General features: G+C 58.7%; 14 protein-coding genes and 4 tRNA genes. All 18 read left to right on the forward strand.

All coding sequences use genetic code 11. The features are described 5' to 3' along the window. The first annotated feature begins 97 nt into the window (after positions 1-97). On the forward strand, positions 98-412 hold the full coding sequence (locus ACTH3D_RS01820) for an exodeoxyribonuclease VII small subunit (RefSeq protein WP_441664654.1): 315 nt from the start codon (positions 98-100) through the stop codon (positions 410-412). A 4-nt stretch (positions 413-416) separates the two neighbouring features. Then, on the forward strand, positions 417-1289 hold the full coding sequence (ispA, locus tag ACTH3D_RS01825) for a (2E,6E)-farnesyl diphosphate synthase (RefSeq protein WP_441664680.1): 873 nt from the start codon (positions 417-419) through the stop codon (positions 1287-1289). Positions 1290-1347: 58 nt separating this feature from the next. Continuing rightward, positions 1348-3258, forward strand: coding sequence for a 1-deoxy-D-xylulose-5-phosphate synthase (dxs, locus tag ACTH3D_RS01830; RefSeq protein WP_441664656.1), 1911 nt, complete (start codon positions 1348-1350; stop codon positions 3256-3258). After that, positions 3255-4238: a biotin--[acetyl-CoA-carboxylase] ligase gene (locus ACTH3D_RS01835; RefSeq protein WP_441664658.1), complete on the forward strand. Its 984-nt coding sequence runs from the start codon at positions 3255-3257 to the stop codon at positions 4236-4238. The genes dxs and ACTH3D_RS01835 overlap by 4 nt, the downstream gene beginning before the upstream one ends. Continuing rightward, positions 4235-5074, forward strand: a complete 840-nt coding sequence (locus tag ACTH3D_RS01840) for a type III pantothenate kinase (protein WP_441664660.1) — start codon at positions 4235-4237, stop codon at positions 5072-5074. The genes ACTH3D_RS01835 and ACTH3D_RS01840 overlap by 4 nt, the downstream gene beginning before the upstream one ends. 120 nt (positions 5075-5194) lie before the next feature. Next, positions 5195-5278 (forward strand) — tRNA-Tyr (locus ACTH3D_RS01845). 67 nt (positions 5279-5345) lie between these two features. Beyond that, positions 5346-5419 (forward strand) — tRNA-Gly (locus tag ACTH3D_RS01850). A 24-nt stretch (positions 5420-5443) separates the two neighbouring features. Further along, positions 5444-5518, forward strand: a tRNA-Thr gene (locus tag ACTH3D_RS01855). Positions 5519-5724: 206 nt separating this feature from the next. Beyond that, positions 5725-5800: transfer RNA gene (locus ACTH3D_RS01860), tRNA-Trp, on the forward strand. 68 nt (positions 5801-5868) lie between these two features. Then, on the forward strand, positions 5869-6237 hold the full coding sequence (gene secE, locus ACTH3D_RS01865; protein WP_441664662.1) for a preprotein translocase subunit SecE: 369 nt from the start codon (positions 5869-5871) through the stop codon (positions 6235-6237). 8 nt (positions 6238-6245) lie between these two features. After that, positions 6246-6779 (forward strand): transcription termination/antitermination protein NusG, encoded by a 534-nt coding sequence (gene nusG, locus ACTH3D_RS01870; RefSeq protein WP_441664664.1) that lies wholly within the window; start codon positions 6246-6248, stop codon positions 6777-6779. Between the two features lie 75 nt (positions 6780-6854). Next, complete coding sequence (gene rplK, locus ACTH3D_RS01875; RefSeq protein WP_441664666.1) at positions 6855-7286, forward strand: 50S ribosomal protein L11; 432 nt, start codon at positions 6855-6857, stop codon at positions 7284-7286. A gap of 2 nt (positions 7287-7288) precedes the next feature. Further along, positions 7289-7981 (forward strand): 50S ribosomal protein L1, encoded by a 693-nt coding sequence (rplA, locus tag ACTH3D_RS01880; RefSeq protein WP_441664668.1) that lies wholly within the window; start codon positions 7289-7291, stop codon positions 7979-7981. Between the two features lie 260 nt (positions 7982-8241). Then, entirely contained in the window at positions 8242-8745 is a 504-nt protein-coding gene (gene rplJ, locus ACTH3D_RS01885) for a 50S ribosomal protein L10 (protein ID WP_441664670.1), read from the forward strand. An 87-nt stretch (positions 8746-8832) separates the two neighbouring features. Continuing rightward, positions 8833-9204 carry a 50S ribosomal protein L7/L12 gene (gene rplL, locus ACTH3D_RS01890; RefSeq protein ID WP_441664672.1) on the forward strand — a complete coding sequence of 124 codons (372 nt, stop codon included), beginning with the start codon at positions 8833-8835 and terminating at the stop codon, positions 9202-9204. A gap of 228 nt (positions 9205-9432) precedes the next feature. Then, positions 9433-13512 carry a DNA-directed RNA polymerase subunit beta gene (gene rpoB, locus ACTH3D_RS01895; protein WP_441664674.1) on the forward strand — a complete coding sequence of 1360 codons (4080 nt, stop codon included), beginning with the start codon at positions 9433-9435 and terminating at the stop codon, positions 13510-13512. A gap of 85 nt (positions 13513-13597) precedes the next feature. Beyond that, entirely contained in the window at positions 13598-17815 is a 4218-nt protein-coding gene (gene rpoC, locus ACTH3D_RS01900) for a DNA-directed RNA polymerase subunit beta' (RefSeq protein ID WP_441664676.1), read from the forward strand. Positions 17816-17969: 154 nt separating this feature from the next. Further along, positions 17970-18344: a 30S ribosomal protein S12 gene (gene rpsL, locus ACTH3D_RS01905; protein WP_027966104.1), complete on the forward strand. Its 375-nt coding sequence runs from the start codon at positions 17970-17972 to the stop codon at positions 18342-18344. Positions 18345-18465 lie beyond the last annotated feature (121 nt).

Genomic DNA, 18465 nt, shown 5'->3' on the forward strand with positions numbered 1-18465 from the left:
TGGTGGCACGTATGTATTCAATAGCATTCAGTGTCAGCGCTCACCCTCTGTGAGTGTGTATACTGTCCGACTTCAAGAAACCATAGCCGAGGAACCCATGGCGGCGAATGAGCAGGCGAACAGGCGATCCCGGGAGAGCGCTGACGAGCAACCACCGGTCGGCTTCGCCGAAACGGTTGAGCGCCTGGAAACCCTAGTGCAGCAGCTGGAGTCAGGAGAGCTGAGTCTGGAAGGCTCGCTGGAAGCCTTTGAGCAGGGCGTACGCCTCACCAATGAAGCCCAGCGTAGACTCGACGAGGCCGAACTCAGGGTGCGCACCCTGACGGAAGGCGGTAATAGCGGACTGGTGCTTGCGCCTTTTGACCCGCAACATGCTGGTGAATTCAAGGAGGGCGACAACAGTGAGCGCTGACAGTATGGAGACTCGCTTGGCGGCTGATCGTGCGCGCATTGACACTTGCCTCGAGGCGCTGTTCGACAGCCGCCAGGCAGTGGCGTCGAGGCTTGAAGAGGCCATGCGCCATGGCGTACTGGTGGGTGGCAAGCGGCTGCGCCCTGTGCTTGTTTATGCGGCCGGCCGGGCGCTGGGTGCTGAGGATGCCACGCTGGATGCGCCGGCCATGGCGTTGGAGTTGATTCACGCCTACTCCCTTGTGCACGATGACCTGCCGGCCATGGATGACGACGACCTGCGTCGCGGCCAGCCAGCTGTGCATCGCGCTTTTGATGAGGCCACGGCCATTCTGGCCGGCGATGCCCTGCAGGCGCTGGCCTTTGAGGTGCTGGCCCGTGCCCCGGACTTGCCGCGCCTGGCACCCATGGTTGCCACTCTGGCGGACGCCGCTGGACGAAGCGGCATGGTGGCTGGCCAGGTGTTGGATCTTGCCGCGGTAGGGCAGGACACAGATCTGGCTGGCTTGGCGGCCATTCATGACCACAAGACCGGTGCCCTGATACGCGCAGCGGTCCGTCTGGGAGGGCTGGTGGTCGCAGAAGAGAGCGATGCGCGGCTGGCAGCGCTGGAGCGCTATGCTGGTGCAGTCGGGCTGGCCTTCCAGGTTCATGATGACATTCTCGATGTGACGGGTGACACCGCAACGCTGGGCAAAGCCAGCGGTGCCGATGCGGCTCGCCACAAGCCAACCTACCCGGCCCTGCTGGGCCTAGAGACTGCTCGGGCCAAGGCCTGTGAGCTGGTCGATGCAGGGGTAGCAGCGCTAGAGCCGTTGGGCGAGGCCGGCGTACCGCTGGCTGAACTGGCACGCTACATGATCGAGCGAGACCACTGAGACGAGAGTTGGCGCCTGTAGCAAGGCGCGTTTCGTTTCTACGACAGATAGAGCAACCATGAAGCTGTTCGATGAAATTCCGGTTGAGCGCCCAACCACGCCACTGCTAGATACCCTGGACACGCCGGCGGCCCTGCGTGCCATGACACTCGGCCAGCTGGAGCAGGTGGCCGATGAGTTGCGCGCCTACCTGCTTTACAGCGTTGGCGTGTCGGGCGGACATTTTGGCGCAGGTCTGGGAGTGGTAGAGCTTACTGTGGCGCTGCACCATGCCTTGTCGACGCCCCATGACCGTCTAGTCTGGGATGTCGGCCATCAGGCGTATCCCCACAAAATCCTTACCGGGCGGCGTGATGCCATTCTTGGTATTCGTCAGCATGGCGGTTTGGCAGCCTTTCCCAGCCGTGCAGAATCCGAATACGACACCTTTGGCGTCGGCCATTCCAGCACCTCGATCTCGGCAGCACTGGGCATGGCGCTGGCGGCGCGTACTAAGGGCGAGTCGCGTCGCGTGTGTGCGGTGATCGGTGATGGCGCCCTGACGGCCGGCATGGCCTTTGAGGCCTTGGCCCATGCCGGTCATGTGAATGCCAATCTGCTGGTGGTGCTCAACGACAACGAGATGTCGATCTCGGAAAACGTCGGCGGCTTGGCCAGCTATCTTGCGCGGATTCTGGTCAGCAAACCCTATGCCACCCTGCGTGAAGGCGGGAAACGGGTGCTTTCGCATCTGCCCGGGGCGCTGGAGCTTGCGCGGCGCACCGAGGGGCATGTCAAAGGCATGGTCAGCCCGGCGACGCTGTTTGAAGAGATGGGCTTCAACTATGTCGGACCTGTTGACGGGCACGATCTTGAGGCCCTGAGCGATGTGCTGTGCGGCATGCGCCACCTGGAAGGCCCGCAGTTTCTTCATGTCAAAACGCGTAAGGGGCGAGGTTTCCTGCCGGCCGAGAGCGACCCTATTGGCTATCACGCCATCACTAAGCTTGAAAAAACCAAGCTCGAGAAGAAGGGGGTCGCGCCCGCGGGCCCAAGGCCGCGCAAGTTCTGTAGTGTGTTCGGCGACTGGGCCTGCGACATGGCGGCTGCCGATGGGCGTCTGGTGGCCATTACACCGGCCATGCGTGAGGGTTCAGACCTGATCCGTTTTTCGGCAGAATTTCCCGAGCGTTATTACGACGTGGCGATTGCCGAGCAGCATGCGGTGACACTGGCGGCAGGCATGGCCTGTGAGGGAATGAAGCCGGTAGTGGCGATCTACTCAACTTTCCTGCAGCGCGGCTACGACCAGTTGAGTCATGACGTAGCAGTGCAGAACCTGGATGTGACCTTCGCCATCGACCGAGCTGGGTTGGTTGGCGAGGATGGGCCAACCCACCATGGCACCTTGGATTTGTCTTACCTGCGCTGTATACCCGGGCTGGTGGTGCTGGCGCCCGCTGATGAGGCCGAATGTCGCGCCATGCTGAGTGCTGCCTATCATTACTCAGGGCCGGCGGCAGTGCGCTATCCCCGTGGCACTGGGCCTGGCGTGGAGATTCCTGACAATCTTGAGCCGCTGGAGATCGGTCGCGCAGAGCTGCGTCGTGAGGCTGGCGGTGATGGGGCGAGGGTGGCGCTGTTGGCTTTCGGTATGCTCAATGGCGTGGCTGGCGAAGTAGCCCGACGGCTCGATGCCTCCCATCTGAACATGCGTTCGGTCAAACCGCTCGACCGGGACGCTGTTCTGGCTGCAGCCGGTTCCCACGCTCTGCTGGTTACCCTGGAAGAAAACGTGATCGCTGGCGGGGTCGGTAGTGCTGTCAACGAACTGTTGCTGGCAGAAGGGCATGCGGTGCCTGTTCTCAATCTGGGTCTGCCAGATGTGTTTGTTGAGCATGGCTCGCCCGAGGAGCTGTTGACGGGGTGTGGCCTGGATGCCGATGGTATCGAGGCCAGTATTCGTCAGCGACTGGAGTGGGGCGCATGACCATTGGCGATCTGATCCGCTTGATCAGTGATGGTGAGCTGCATTCGGGCCAGCAGCTGGGCGAGCGTCTTGGCGTGTCCAGGGCTGCCGTGTGGAAGCAGCTGCGCAAGCTAGAGGCACTGGGCATTGAGATGGTGTCGGTCAGGGGGCAGGGGTATCGGCTGGCCAGCCCCCTGGAGCTGCTTGACGGCGCTACCCTGGTATCAAGGCTCTCGCGTAATGCGCGTCGGCATTTGCAGCGGCTGATGGTCGAGGACAGCCTGCCCTCGAGCAATGAGTATCTGCGCCAACGTTTTGCTCAGGGCGCAGGCCACGGTGAAGTGTGCTTGGTGGAGTATCAGGAGGCCGGACGTGGTCGGCGGGGGCGTAGCTGGGCAGCACCCTGGGGTGGTGCTGTGATGCTTTCAGCGGGCTGGCGCTTCGAGGCCGGTGTGGCTGCTCTTGAGGGGCTCAGTCTGGCCGTGGGCGTTGCTTTGGCACAGGTCCTGGAGCGTCACGCGGTCAGGCCTTTCCTCAAGTGGCCTAACGATGTGTTACTGGCAACGGCAGACGGTGGCTTTGCCAAGCTGGCCGGGATCCTGGTTGAGGTCAGTGGTGATGCTGCAGGACCCTGCGAAGCAGTTGTCGGGCTGGGCATCAACGTCGACTTTCCCGCTGCCTTTCGCGACGCCATTGAGCGGCCGGTGGCTATCGTACATGATCAGGCGCCAGAGCTGGGCCGCAATGTGCTGGCCGCAGACGTGATAGATGCGCTGTTGCCGTTGCTGGCGGGTTTCGAGGCAGGTGGTTTTGCTGGCTGGCAGGACGACTGGAACGCGCGTCACGGCTTCGCTGGTTTGCCAGTCGAGGTGCTGCGTGGCGAACAACGGTTGTTGGCCACTGCCGGATCTGTGGACGCCGCGGGCAACCTGTGGATCCAGCATGCTGGTGGGCGAGAGCGTTTGGCTGGTGGTGAGGTCAGTCTGCGGAGGCGTGTGTGATACTTGACCTGGACATCGGGAATACGCTTTCCAAGTGGCGACTCAAGGATGCTGATAGCAGCGAGATTCGCTCGCGTGGCGCCGTTTGGACCCGTGAGGAGTGGCGTCCGGGGGCAGATATTCCAGATCTCGATGTGGTCGAGGCGGTGCGTATTTCCAGCGTGGCGCGTAAGTCGGTGCTGGCGCGTACGGTCTCACTGCTGCGGCGGCAGGTCAGGCAGGTGCATGTGGCTCGTTCGGTGCCTGAAGCGCTAGGTGTTACCAACGGGTATCGGGATGCCGACCGGTTGGGTGTGGACCGCTGGATGGGCGTGCTGGGCAGTTATCAGCTGGCTGGTGGCTGCTGTAGTGTGGACTGTGGCAGTGCCATTACCATCGACTTTGTGCTGCCTGGCGGCCGGCACCTAGGGGGCTATATTGTCCCGGGGTTGCGCCTGATGAAAGAGAGCCTGAAGCTTGGCACGCGCAACGTGGCCATTGATCCGGACAGCGAGGCAGAAGAGTTGCTGGTGCCCGGGCGGCGTACCGTTGAGGCGGTGAATCATGGAATCTATATGGCAGCGATCAGTGCGGTAAACAGCGCTTACCATGAGGTATGTGACCGGGAGAATATCGCCTTGCCGATGCTGGTGACCGGCGGTGATGCGCGGGTAATTTCGCGCGGACTGCAGATGCCTCATGCGGTGTGGCCGGACATGGTTTACGGTGGCTTAGAAGCTTCTTTTCCGTTGACTGTGGCTGAGCGGGCCGGGCGCATGTCGGGAGCGCCCGAGGTGCCGGAGTCTATTGCGCTGGAAAAAATCCGGGCAAGGGTTGCATTGTCCTCTCTCGTTTGAAATACTGCGCCGCGTTCCGTGGGCAATTGGCGGCTTTGCCGCGCATGCAGCTACTATTAAGTGGTTAGTAAAACAATCACTTGACACGCGGGGCTCAGGCGGTAGAATGCACCGCCATCTGGAGGGGTTCCCGAGTGGCCAAAGGGAGCAGACTGTAAATCTGCCGCGAAAGCTTCGAAGGTTCGAATCCTTCTCCCTCCACCAGATCTTGCCCGATTGCATGAGTACATGTGGTCAGGTAGTGCAGCAGGTAGCTGGTAAGCCAGGTTAGGCGGGCATAGTTTAATGGTAGAACCTCAGCCTTCCAAGCTGATGATGCGGGTTCGATTCCCGCTGCCCGCTCCAGCTTGAAGTGCATGCATAAGATTTGCTCATGTAGCTCAGGGGTAGAGCACACGCTTGGTAAGCGTGAGGTCGACGGTTCAAATCCGTCCATGAGCTCCAAACAGAAAATCAGGCGGGCCAGGGCTCGCCTTTTTCTGCTCCCGATGTTGCTGTTGGTCTGCCTGGGGTGGTTGTGTGTTACGGGTCATGTCAGGCGGGTTTTTCGGGAGCAAATGTCGGCAGGGTTGTCATTGGCGATCTGATTCGCTATGATGTCGCCCGCTGTCACTGGGGTGCTTGCAAAGAGCAGCTCATGAGGGTGATACAGGCCAGTAGCTCAATTGGCAGAGCGGCGGTCTCCAAAACCGCAGGTTGGGGGTTCGATTCCCTCCTGGCCTGCCAGTCTTCCCCAGACTGGCTTCATTTCATATTTTACGCTTCGATTGCCGCACCTTGAGGAGTCTTGATTCATGAAGCCAAACGCCGAGGTGCAAGGCTCGCGCCACGACGGTCTCAAGTGGTTGGTAGTCGTCATTCTTCTGGCGATTGCTGTGATCGGCAACGCCTGGTTTACCGATGTGGCGATTCTCTACCGCGTCCTGGGCGTGGTGGCGGTATGTGCTGTCGCTGCTGGTGTCGCGCTGGTAACTTCTCGGGGCAAGGCCCTGGTGGAGCTGGCGCGCAGCGCCAGAAAAGAGATTCAGCGAGTCGTCTGGCCAACGCGCCCCGAAACCATCCAGACGACAGCCATTGTATTGGCGGCCATATTGGTGGTCGGCCTGATGCTGTGGGCGATCGATACGCTAATCGGCTGGTTAATGACCAGCGTTATTGGTTAGGAGATCTCATGTCCAAGCGCTGGTACGTCGTACACGCCTATTCCGGGTTTGAAAAACAGGTTATGCGCTCGCTCATCGAGCGAGTCAAGATGTATGAAATGGAAGATCGTTTCGGCGAAATTCTGGTGCCGACCGAAGAAGTGGTAGAGGTGCGTGACGGCAAGCGCCGCAAGAGTGAGCGTAAATTCTATCCTGGCTACGTGCTAGTCGAGATGGAAATGGCCGACGAAACTTGGCATCTGGTCAATGAAACGCCGCGGGTCATGGGTTTCATTGGCGGCACCAAGGAAAAGCCGGCACCAATTACGGCGCGTGAGGCTGAGGGTATCCTAAGCCGTGTCAGAGACGGCGTGGATAAGCCGCGCCCCAAGACTGTGTTCGAGCCGGGACAGTCAGTGCGCGTTATTGACGGGCCTTTTGCCGATTTCAACGGCGTGGTCGAAGAAGTCAACTACGATAAAAGCCGGTTGCAGGTCAGCGTGCTGATCTTTGGCCGCTCCACGCCCGTCGAGCTGGAGTTTGCCCAGGTCGAGAAAGAGTAGATTTTTATCGTGGCCACTTAGGTGGCCGCTTGAACCGGGAAGCCGCAAGGCGCTACTACCCAACTGGAGTCCATCATGGCCAAGAAAGTACAGGCTTACATTAAGCTGCAGGTTGCAGCCGGTAAAGCCAATCCGAGTCCCCCCGTGGGCCCTGCGCTGGGTCAGCACGGCGTCAATATCATGGAGTTCTGTAAGGCGTTCAACGCCGAGACCCAGGGCATTGAGCCGGGTCTGCCGACGCCCGTAGTGATTACCGTTTATTCCGACCGCAGCTTTACCTTCGTCACCAAGACGCCGCCCGCGGCAGTTCTACTGAAGAAGGCCGCTGGCATCAAGTCTGGCTCAGGCGAGCCGAACAAGAAAAAGGTCGGTACCGTGACCCGCGAGCAGCTTGAAGAGATCGCCAAGACCAAGGAGCCGGATCTGACGGCTGCTGATCTCGACGCCGCCGTGCGTACTATTGCCGGTAGTGCCCGTAGTATGGGCCTGAACGTGGAGGGTCTCTGATCATGTCCAAGCTTTCAAAGCGCGCGAAGATGATTCGCGAAAAGGTTGATTCCACCAAGGCGTACAGTCTTGACGAGGCTGTTGCACTGCTGGCTGAGCTGTCTACGGTGAAGTTCAAGGAAACCGTGGAAGTTGCCATCAATCTTGGCGTTGATCCGCGTAAGTCTGACCAGGTGGTGCGTGGCGCTACTGTGCTGCCCAATGGCACTGGTCGTGATGTTCGCGTTGCCGTCTTCACCCAAGGCGCCAATGCCGAGGCGGCCAAGGAAGCTGGTGCCGATATTATCGGTATGGACGACCTGGCAGAGCAGGTCAAGCAGGGCCAGCTTGATTTCGATGTGGTCATTGCTTCGCCGGATGCCATGCGTGTGGTTGGCCAGCTGGGCCAGATTCTTGGCCCACGCGGGCTGATGCCGAACCCTAAGGTTGGCACGGTAACGCCCGATGTGGCGACTGCCGTCAAGAATGCTAAGGCCGGTCAGGTGCGTTTCCGTACCGACAAGAACGGTATCATTCACACCAGCCTAGGTAAGGTCGATTTCGACGCTGCCGCCATCCGTGGCAACCTAGAAGCGCTGATCGCTGATCTGAAGCGACTCAAGCCGAGCACGTCCAAGGGTATCTATTTTAAGAAGGTCTCTCTGTCCAGCACAATGGGGCCGGGGCTGACTATCGACCATTCCGCGCTGGTCTGAGCGGCGGTCGAAAACAGGCAGTGAACTTTGCGGTCCCCGTGCAGCATTTCATCGAGATGCCAGGGGCGGGGCGCCGTCAAAGACCGCAGGCGCGCCTTTCCAAGGAAAGGTCGCTTAATCATCCCTTGAGATAGCCTGCGCAGATGGTGTGGCCGCCAGCTAACTGGTGAGCACCATCATTAGGCTCTCTGGCTCAGGTCAGAGAGAGATGGTAACCACCGGAATTCTCGAAGAGGTTCCGGCACGAAGGAGTGATCACTGTGGCACTAGCACTTGAAGGCAAGAAGGCCATTGTTGCCGAAGTCAGTGAAGCGGCCAAGGATGCTCTCTCCGTCGTCGTTGCTGACGCTCGTGGCGTACCGGTCTACAAAATGGCCGAACTGCGCAAGCAGGCTCGCGAGAATGGCGTGCAGGTGCGTGTTATCCGTAACACCCTAGCGCGTCGCGCCCTGAAGGATACTCCCTGGGAGTGTCTGAATGAGAGCTTCGTTGGTCCGACTCTGTTGGCTTTCTCCACTGAGCACCCGGGCGCTGCTGCTCGTCTGTTCAAGGCGTTTGCCAAAACTGAGCAGAACTTCGAAGTCAAGGCGCTGGCATACGAAGGCGAGTTCATCCCGGCTAGCGATCTGGATCGTCTGGCAACCCTGCCGACCTATGACGAAGCCATCGCCAAGCTGATGTCCGTCATGAAGGAAGCATCTGCTGGCAAGCTGGTTCGTACACTGGCCGCACTGCGCGACCAGAAGCAGGCAGAAGCGGCCTGATTGGCCTGCTCGACCCTGTCGCCGAATCGATATTGAACCATTGAGTCATCGCGCGTCGAGGCTCCCGCAAAGTTTAGGAAGAGTAAAATGGCACTGACCAAAGAAGACATCATCAACGCCGTCGCCGAAATGTCCGTCATGGATGTTGCTGAGCTGATTGAAGCGATGGAAGAGAAGTTTGGCGTTTCTGCTGCGGCTGCTGTCGTGGCTGGCCCTGGTGGCGGTGACGCTGCTGCTGCTGAAGAGCAGACTGAATTCGACCTGGTGATCACTGGTGCCGGCGAGAAGAAGGTCAACGCGATCAAGGCTGTTCGTGAAATCACTGGCTTGGGTCTGAAAGAAGCCAAGGGCCTGGTTGATGGCGCTCCGGCGACCGTTAAAGAAGCCATGTCCAAGGAAGAAGCCGAAGAAGCGAAGGCCAAGCTGGAAGAAGCTGGCGCGAGCGTGGAGCTCAAGTAACCCTTGTGCTCGAAGCCATGCACAGCGTGAGCTTCGATGGCTGGTGGCGGGACGCCCGCTGCCGGCCTTTTTCTGTTGTTGCTAGCCGGTTGCCGTCAGGCCACCGCTAGATGAATTCCGATGGCGAGCTCCTGTTGGTGTCTCGCCGTCAGCGCCTGGCGAAGCCGGTTTCGTCAGGTGGCGCCGACATGCATCGGTCACCCATGGTGAACAAGCTGGGGAATACAGATGGCTTACTCATACACTGAGAAAAAACGCATCCGCAAGGATTTTGGCAAGCTGCCGCAAGTGATGGATGTGCCTTACCTGCTGGCGATCCAGCTTGATTCCTATTACGACTTTCTCCAGCAGGACCGCTCGCCTGATGAGCGTATGGAAGTCGGGCTACACGCCGCTTTCAAGTCCGTGTTCCCGATCGCCAGCTTCTCTGGCAATGCGGCACTGGAGTACGTCAGCTACCGCTTTGGTACGCCCGCATTCGATGTCAAGGAATGTCAGCTGCGCGGTGTGACATACTCTGCCCCCTTGCGCGTCAAGGTCCGCCTGATCATCTATGACCGTGATTCTTCGAACAAGGCAATTAAGGACATCAAGGAGCAGGAAGTCTATATGGGGGAAATTCCCCTGATGACTGAGAATGGTACCTTTGTGATCAACGGTACCGAGCGTGTCATCGTTTCCCAGCTGCACCGTTCGCCGGGCGTGTTCTTCGATCACGACAAGGGTAAGAGCCATTCGTCCGGCAAGCTGCTGTATTCTGCCCGTGTGATTCCTTACCGCGGCTCTTGGCTGGACTTCGAGTTCGACCCCAAAGACGCGGTCTTTGTGCGCATCGATCGCCGTCGCAAGCTGCCGGCGACCGTGCTGCTGCGTGCGCTGGACATGAGTACCGAAGAAATTCTCGACGAGTTCTTTGATACCAGCACGTTCCACATCGAGAAGAATGGTTTCTCGGTGGAGCTAGTGCCGTCGCGCCTGCGTGGTGAGACGGCGACCTTCGATATCAAGGACGCCGATGGCGCTGTGATTGTTGAGGAAGGTCGTCGGATTACCCAGAAGCACATTCGCCAGCTCGAGAAGGCCGGGCTGAAGCGTCTTGAAGTGCCAATGGAGTATCTCTATGGCAAGACCCTGGCCAAGGATCAAGTGGATGCCAAGACCGGCGAGCTGATCTGTCCGTGCAACACCGAGATCACGCCTGAAGCTCTGGAGGCTCTCGCTGCGGCAGGCATCAAGCAGCTTGAGACGTTGTATACCAACGATCTCGACTGCGGCCCCTTTATCTCGGACACTCTGCGCCTGGACACTACTAACTCCAGGCTCGAGGCATTGGTCGAGATCTATCGTATGATGCGCCCAGGTGAGCCGCCCACCAAAGAGTCCGCCGAGACGCTGTTCAATAACCTGTTCTTCTCTGAGGACCGCTACGACCTATCTGGCGTCGGCCGCATGAAGTTCAACCGCCGTCTGCGCCGTGAAGAAGATACTGGCTCAGGTGTGCTGGACCAGCGCGATATCCTTGATGTGCTGGGTGAGCTGGTCAATATCCGTAACGGTTTTGGTGAGGTCGATGATATCGACCACCTGGGTAACCGTCGCGTGCGTTGTGTTGGTGAAATGGCTGAGAACCAGTTCCGCGTAGGACTGGTGCGTGTTGAGCGGGCTGTTCGCGAACGCTTGTCCATGGCCGAAAGTGAAGGCCTGATGCCTCAGGATCTGATCAACGCCAAGCCGGTGGCGGCGGCAGTTAAGGAGTTCTTTGGCTCCAGTCAGCTGTCCCAGTTCATGGATCAGAACAACCCGCTGTCTGAGGTCACCCACAAGCGTCGTGTATCGGCACTCGGCCCGGGTGGTCTGACCCGTGAGCGCGCTGGCTTTGAGGTGCGTGATGTTCACGCGACCCACTATGGCCGTCTGTGCCCGATCGAGACCCCGGAAGGCCCGAACATCGGCCTGATTAACTCGCTGGCCACCTACAGCCACACTAATAGTTACGGTTTTCTCGAGACGCCTTACCGCAAGGTAGTAGACAGCCAGGTGACCGACGAAGTGGTGCGCCTGTCGGCCATCGAAGAGGGCGATTATGTTATCGCCCAGGCGTCAGCCATGGTCAATGAGCAGAAGCAACTGATCGACGACCTGGTACAGGTCCGTCACAAGGGCGAAACCACCTTCATGCGTCCTGAGCAGGTCACGCTGATGGATGTGTCGCCACGTCAGGTGGTGTCGGTAGCCGCGGCGCTGATTCCGTTTCTTGAGCATGATGATGCCAACCGCGCCCTGATGGGTGCCAACATGCAGCGGCAGGCGGTACCCACGCTGCGAGCTGACAAGCCGCTGGTCGGCACCGGGATGGAGCGCGTTGTTGCGCGTGACTCCGGTGTCTGTGCCGTGGCGCGTCGTGGCGGTGTCATCGATTCGGTGGATGCTAAGCGGATCGTCGTGCGGGTCAATGAAGACGAGATCATCGGCGGCGAAGCCGGCGTTGACATCTACAACCTAACCAAGTATCTGCGTTCCAACCAGAACACCTGCCAGAACCAGCGCCCCATCGTGCGGCCTGGTGATGACGTGGCGCGCGGCGACATTCTCGCTGACGGCCCGTCGGTGGATATGGGTGATCTAGCGCTGGGCCAGAACATGCGCATCGCTTTCATGCCATGGAACGGTTACAACTTCGAAGACTCGATCCTGCTTTCTGAGCGGGCCGTTGAAGAAGATCGCTTTACCACCATCCATATCCAGGAGCTGACCTGTGTGTCGCGCGACACCAAGCTGGGTTCTGAGGAAATTACCTCGGATATTCCCAATGTTGGTGAGTCTGCGCTGTCCAACTTGGATGAGGCGGGTGTTGTTTATATCGGTGCCGAAGTGGGGCCGGGCGATATTCTGGTTGGTAAAGTTACGCCTAAAGGCGAAACCCAGCTGACACCGGAAGAAAAGCTGCTGCGTGCCATCTTTGGTGAAAAGGCGTCTGACGTAAAAGACACCTCACTGCGCGCTCCTACCGGCATGAAGGGCACGATCATTGATGTCCAAGTGTTTACCCGTGATGGCGTAGACAAAGACTCGCGGGCGCTGGCCATCGAGCAGATGCAGCTCGATGAAGTGCGCAGGGATCTCAACGAGACCTACCGCATCGCCGAAACCGCAACCCACGAGCGTTTGCTCCGCAACCTGGTGGATAAGCCCGTCAACGGCGGTCCTAAGCTCAAGAAGGGCGATGTCCTGACGCATGAGTACCTTGAGGCGCTGCCGCATAATCAGTGGTTCAAGCTGCGCATGCAGGATGACGCGCTCAACGAGCTGCTGGCTCAGGCCAACGAACAGCTTGAGAACCGTCGCAAAGAAATGGAAGAGCGCTTCGAAGATAAGAAGCGCAAGCTGACTCAGGGCGATGACCTGGCACCAGGCGTGCTCAAGATCGTCAAGGTCTATCTTGCGATCAAGCGCCGCCTGCAGCCGGGAGACAAGATGGCAGGGCGCCACGGTAACAAGGGGGTTATCTCGGCGATCATGCCGGTGGAGGACATGCCGTTTGATGATAACGGTGACTCCATTGATATCGTCCTCAACCCGCTGGGCGTGCCGTCGCGTATGAACGTGGGGCAGATTCTTGAGACCCATCTGGGGCTGGCTTCCCATGGTCTTGGTGTGAAGATTGAGCGCCTGCTTCGCAATGAGCGCAAGCAGCAGGTTAAGGAACTACGTGAGTTTCTTGGTCAGGTCTACAACTCCATTGAGGGCACCCGGATCGAAAATCTGGATGCCCTAAGCGATGATGAAGTCATCGCGCTGGCCAAAAACCTCAAAGGCGGGGTGCCTATGGCGACGCCGGTCTTTGACGGTGCCGAGGAAAGCGAAATCAAACAGCTGCTTAGGCTGGCTGATCTGCCGGAGTCTGGCCAGATGACCCTGTATGACGGCCGTACCGGCGAGGCGTTCGATCGCCCAGTCACAGTGGGTTACATGTACATGCTTAAGCTCAACCACCTGGTGGATGACAAAATGCACGCGCGCTCTACCGGCTCGTACTCGCTTGTTACCCAACAGCCGCTGGGCGGCAAGGCGCAGTTCGGTGGCCAGCGCTTTGGTGAGATGGAGGTCTGGGCCCTGGAGGCCTACGGTGCCGCCTACACTCTTCAGGAAATGCTCACGGTCAAGTCGGATGACGTGGAAGGTCGAACCAAGATGTACAAGAGCATCGTGGACGGTGACCATGCCATGCAGGCGGGCATGCCGGAATCCTTCAACGTATTGGTGAAGGAAATCCGCTCGCTGGGCATCGACATCGAGCTGGAGGATTGAGGCTGCCGTAAGGGCACTTCAAAGAATGACGGTCCGCGGGGGTGTTGGTTGCCCCCGCCACGATAACTCCGCAGCGGAGCGATCCATGAAAGATTTGGTCAAAGTTCTCAAGTCACAGTCTCAGTCCGATGAGTTTGAAGCGATCAGGATTTCGCTTGCCTCGCCGGACATGATCCGTTCCTGGTCTTTTGGTGAGGTCAAGAAACCCGAGACCATTAATTACCGTACTTTCAAGCCTGAGCGTGACGGCCTGTTCTGCGCCAAGATCTTTGGTCCGGTAAAGGATTACGAGTGCCTGTGCGGCAAGTACAAGCGCATGAAGCACCGCGGCATCATTTGTGAAAAGTGCGGCGTGGAAGTCACCAAGGCTTCTGTCCGGCGCGAGCGGATGGCGCACATTGAACTGGCGTCGCCGGTAGCGCACATCTGGTTCCTGAAGTCGCTGCCGTCACGTATTGGCATGTTTCTTGACATGACCCTGCGCGATATCGAGCGCGTGCTGTATTTCGAAAGCTTCATGGTCGTTGATCCGGGCATGACCACGCTGGAGCGTGGCCAGCTGCTTAACGACGAACAGTATTTCGAAGCCCTTGAAGAGTTCGGCGACGACTTCGATGCCCGCATGGGCGCCGAAGCCGTGCAGGCGTTGCTCAAGGACATCGATCTGGAAGAAGAGATTGAACGTCTGCGTGAGGAAATTCCGCAGACCAACTCCGAGACCAAGATCAAGAAGTTGTCCAAACGCCTCAAGCTGCTGGAAGCCTTCCATGGCTCCGGTAACAATCCGGCCTGGATGGTCATGGAAGTGCTGCCGGTGTTGCCGCCGGACTTGCGTCCGTTGGTGCCGCTGGACGGTGGCCGCTTCGCAACCTCGGATCTTAACGATCTGTATCGCCGAGTAATCAACCGCAACAATCGTCTGAAGCGTCTGCTCGACCTTAATGCGCCGGATATTATCGTGCGCAACGAGAAGCGCATGCTGCAGGAAGCGGTTGATGCGTTGCTCGACAACGGTCGTCGCGGCCGCGCCATCACTGGCTCCAACAAGCGTCCGCTCAAGTCGCTTGCCGACATGATCAAGGGTAAGCAGGGCCGCTTCCGTCAGAACTTGCTGGGTAAGCGGGTCGACTACTCCGGTCGCTCGGTGATCGTGGTAGGTCCGACGCTGCGTTTGCATGAGTGCGGTTTGCCCAAGAAGATGGCGCTGGAGCTGTTCAAGCCGTTCATCTATTCCAAGCTGCAGGCCAGTGAGCAGGCGTCAACGATCAAAGCCGCCAAGAAAATGGTCGAACGCGAGCTGCCTGAGGTGTGGGATATCCTCGCCGAGGTCATCCGCGAGCATCCGGTGTTGTTGAACCGTGCACCGACCCTGCATCGTCTGGGTATTCAGGCTTTCGAGCCGCTGCTGATTGAAGGTAAGGCGATCCAGCTACATCCGCTGGTGTGTGCGGCCTATAACGCCGACTTTGACGGTGACCAGATGGCGGTGCACGTACCGCTGACTCTGGAAGCCCAGCTCGAAGCCCGAGCGCTGATGATGGCCACCAATAACGTGCTGTCACCGGCCAATGGTGAGCCGATCATCGTGCCGTCTCAGGATGTGGTGCTGGGTCTGTATTACATGACCCGCGAGAAGATTAACGCGAGGGGCGAGGGCATGATGTTCTCTGACCTCGATGAGGTAGAGCGTGCTTTCGGTGCCCAGCATGTGGCGCTACACGCGCGCATCAAGGTACGCCTGGACGAAGTGGATATCGATGAGCTCAGCGGTGAGCGCACTGAGGTGAGGCGTCTGTACGACACCACCGTGGGGCGTGCGCTGTTGTTCCGTATTCTACCCGAAGGCGTGCCCTTTGAGCTGATCGACCAGGTGATGAAAAAGAAGGCCATCTCGAAGCTGATCAATGAGGTGTATCGTTGTGCGGGCCTCAAGCCGGCGGTAATTTTTGCTGACCAGCTGATGTATACCGGCTTTCGTATGGCTACCTGGTCGGGTGCCTCCATCGGCGTCAATGACTTCGTTATTCCCGCTGAGAAAGCTGCGATCGTTGATGCCGCTGAAGAGGAAGTCAAGGAAATTGAAGACCAGTTCTCATCAGGTCTGGTAACTGCAGGCGAGAAATATAACAAGGTCATCGATATCTGGGCGCGTGCCAACGATCAGGTTGCCAAGGCGATGATGGCGGGTATTTCCAAAGAAACCGTCACCAATCGTGAAGGCAAGGAAGTTGAGCAGGACTCGTTCAACAGCGTGTTCATCATGGCCGACTCTGGAGCGCGTGGTAGTGCTGCCCAGATTCGCCAGCTGGCCGGTATGCGTGGCCTGATGGCCAAGCCGGATGGCTCGATTATCGAAACACCGATCATTGCTAACTTCCGTGAAGGCCTGAACGTTCTGCAGTACTTCATCTCGACCCACGGTGCGCGTAAAGGCCTGGCGGATACGGCGCTCAAGACGGCCAATTCCGGTTACCTGACGCGTCGCCTGGTTGATGTGGCGCAGGACATGGTGATCATCGAGACCGACTGCGGGACTGAGCAGGGTCTGACACTGCATCCGGTGATCGAGGGCGGCGACATCATCGTCACTCTGGCCGAGCGCGTGCTCGGGCGTGTGGTTGCGGTTGATGTTGTCGACCCGATGAGCGATGACGTGCTGATTGAGCGCGGGACCCTGCTCGATGAAGCCTGGTGTGCCAAGCTCGATACCATGAGCGTTGATGAAATCGTAGTGCGTTCCGCTATTACCTGTGAAGCGGCCCACGGCGTCTGCTCCAGCTGCTATGGGCGCGATCTGGCGCGTGGCCACCAGGTCAACGTCGGTGAGGCAGTTGGTGTTATCGCCGCCCAGTCCATCGGTGAGCCGGGTACCCAGCTAACCATGCGTACCTTCCACATTGGTGGTGCGGCATCGAGGGCTTCTGCGGTTGATAGCGTTCAGGTCAAGCACGGCGGTTCGGTTCGCCTGCACAATGTCAAGTCCGTTGAGCGCACGGATGGTAAGCTGGTCGTGGTATCACGTTCCGGTGCCCTGGCGGTAGCCGATGAGCACGGTCGCGAGCGTGAGTACTACAAGCTGCCCTACGGTGCAGAGTTGTCGGTACGCAATGAGGATAAGGTCGAAGCGGGGCAGATGGTTGCTAAGTGGGATCCGCACACTCACCCGATCATCGCCGAAGCCGAAGGCATGGTGCAGTACGCCGAGCTGGAGGAGGGCCTGACCATGCACCGCAGCGTCGATGAGATGACTGGCCTGTCGTCCATCGAGGTTATCGAGTCGGCAGCCCGACCGATGGCCGGTCGTGACAAGCGCCCGATGATTCTGTTGTCTGATGACAGCGGTGCCACCGTCACGCTGCCCGGCTCTGACACGCCAGTGCAGTATCCGTTGCCCGGCAAGGCGATAATTACCGCCGACAACGGCTCGCCCATTGGTGTGGGTGAGGTCGTCGCCAGGATTCCTGTAGAGGCGACTGCCAACAAGGACATCACCGGTGGTCTGCCGCGTGTAGCCGATCTGTTCGAGGCACGTAAGCCAAAGGATCCGGCAATTCTTGCCGAGATCAGCGGTGTAGTCAGCTTTGGTAAGGAAACCAAGGGCAAGCGTCGTTTGGTGATCACGCCGGAAGAAGGTGATGCCTACGAGGCGTTGATTCACAAGTGGCGCCAGATCGCAGTGTTCGAGGGTGAAACCGTCGAGAAGGGTGAGGTTGTCTCGCACGGACCTAGCAGCCCCCACGATATTCTTCGCCTGCTAGGCGTCGCCGAGCTGGCCAAGTACATCACCGCCGAGGTGCAGGAGGTCTATCGCCTGCAGGGTGTTGGCATCAACGACAAGCACATCGAAGTCATTGTGCGTCAGATGCTGCGCAAGGTCGAAATTACCGAAGTGGGTGATTCTGACTACATATCCGGCGACCAGGTCGAGCTCAATCAGGTGCTGGCACAGAATGCACGGCTGGAAAAAGCCGGCAAATTCCCGGCTAGATACGAGCACCTGCTGCTGGGTATCACCAAGGCCAGTTTGGCCACTGAGTCGTTCATCTCTGCGGCCTCTTTCCAAGAGACCACGCGGGTGTTGACGGAGGCGGCGGTGACCGGCAAGCGTGACCATCTGCGCGGTCTGAAAGAAAACGTTGTGGTGGGGCGTCTGATTCCGGCAGGTACCGGTCTGACCCACCATATGGAACGTCGTCGCTTACGTGACGGTGGCGAAGTGGCAGAGCGCCCGTCTGCACTTGATGTAGAGCAGGAACTGGGCGCTCAGCTGACCGCGCTGGACGCCGACGATGGCAACAAATAGTAACGCCTGAGGACTGGCTTTGCCCGGTGTCGCAAGGCATCGGGCTTGACGAGTCAGACATCAGCCTTTAAAATACGCAGCCTTTAATAGTGGGCCAGTTATATCTGCCTCGCTATTGAGGGATATGGCAACCCATTGGAGTCAGCGATACAACATGGCAACGATTAATCAGCTCGTGCGTAAGCCGCGCAAGCGCCAGGTGACCAAGACAGACGTCCCTGCGCTGCAGGCCTGTCCGCAACGGCGCGGTGTTTGCACCCGCGTCTACACTACTACCCCGAAGAAGCCTAACTCTGCCCTGCGTAAGGTGTGCCGTGTGCGCCTGACCAACGGCTTTGAAGTGTCTTCCTATATCGGTGGTGAAGGTCACAACCTTCAGGAGCACTCTGTGGTCCTGATTCGTGGCGGCCGAGTGAAAGACCTTCCCGGTGTGCGTTATCACACCGTTCGTGGTGCGCTGGACACCTCAGGTGTTCAGAACCGCAGGCAGGGTCGTTCCAAGTACGGTACCAAGCGTCCGAAGTCCTGATCCAGGCACTTGGCGCGGTGGTGCTTGTCACCACGAAGTACATATTTGATACGGTCTGATAAGAGTTAGGCTGAGCGCTGTCTCAGGTTTACCTGAAGGATCCTTTAACTGAGGGCTTATC

The sequence above is a fragment of the Halomonas sp. genome (assembly GCF_052095765.1).
Classification (GTDB): Bacteria; Pseudomonadota; Gammaproteobacteria; order Pseudomonadales; family Halomonadaceae; genus Halomonas.

Coding starts and splice junctions, on each gene's coding strand:
- rplA (WP_441664668.1), top strand. CDS start 7,289: ATGTCCAAGCTTTCAAAGCGCGCGAAGATGATTCGCGAAAAGGTTGAT.
- secE (WP_441664662.1), top strand. CDS start 5,869: ATGAAGCCAAACGCCGAGGTGCAAGGCTCGCGCCACGACGGTCTCAAG.
- ACTH3D_RS01835 (WP_441664658.1), top strand. CDS start 3,255: ATGACCATTGGCGATCTGATCCGCTTGATCAGTGATGGTGAGCTGCAT.
- ACTH3D_RS01820 (WP_441664654.1), top strand. CDS start 98: ATGGCGGCGAATGAGCAGGCGAACAGGCGATCCCGGGAGAGCGCTGAC.
- rplL (WP_441664672.1), top strand. CDS start 8,833: ATGGCACTGACCAAAGAAGACATCATCAACGCCGTCGCCGAAATGTCC.
- dxs (WP_441664656.1), top strand. CDS start 1,348: ATGAAGCTGTTCGATGAAATTCCGGTTGAGCGCCCAACCACGCCACTG.
- rpoB (WP_441664674.1), top strand. CDS start 9,433: ATGGCTTACTCATACACTGAGAAAAAACGCATCCGCAAGGATTTTGGC.
- nusG (WP_441664664.1), top strand. CDS start 6,246: ATGTCCAAGCGCTGGTACGTCGTACACGCCTATTCCGGGTTTGAAAAA.
- ispA (WP_441664680.1), top strand. CDS start 417: ATGGAGACTCGCTTGGCGGCTGATCGTGCGCGCATTGACACTTGCCTC.
- rpoC (WP_441664676.1), top strand. CDS start 13,598: ATGAAAGATTTGGTCAAAGTTCTCAAGTCACAGTCTCAGTCCGATGAG.
- rplK (WP_441664666.1), top strand. CDS start 6,855: ATGGCCAAGAAAGTACAGGCTTACATTAAGCTGCAGGTTGCAGCCGGT.
- rpsL (WP_027966104.1), top strand. CDS start 17,970: ATGGCAACGATTAATCAGCTCGTGCGTAAGCCGCGCAAGCGCCAGGTG.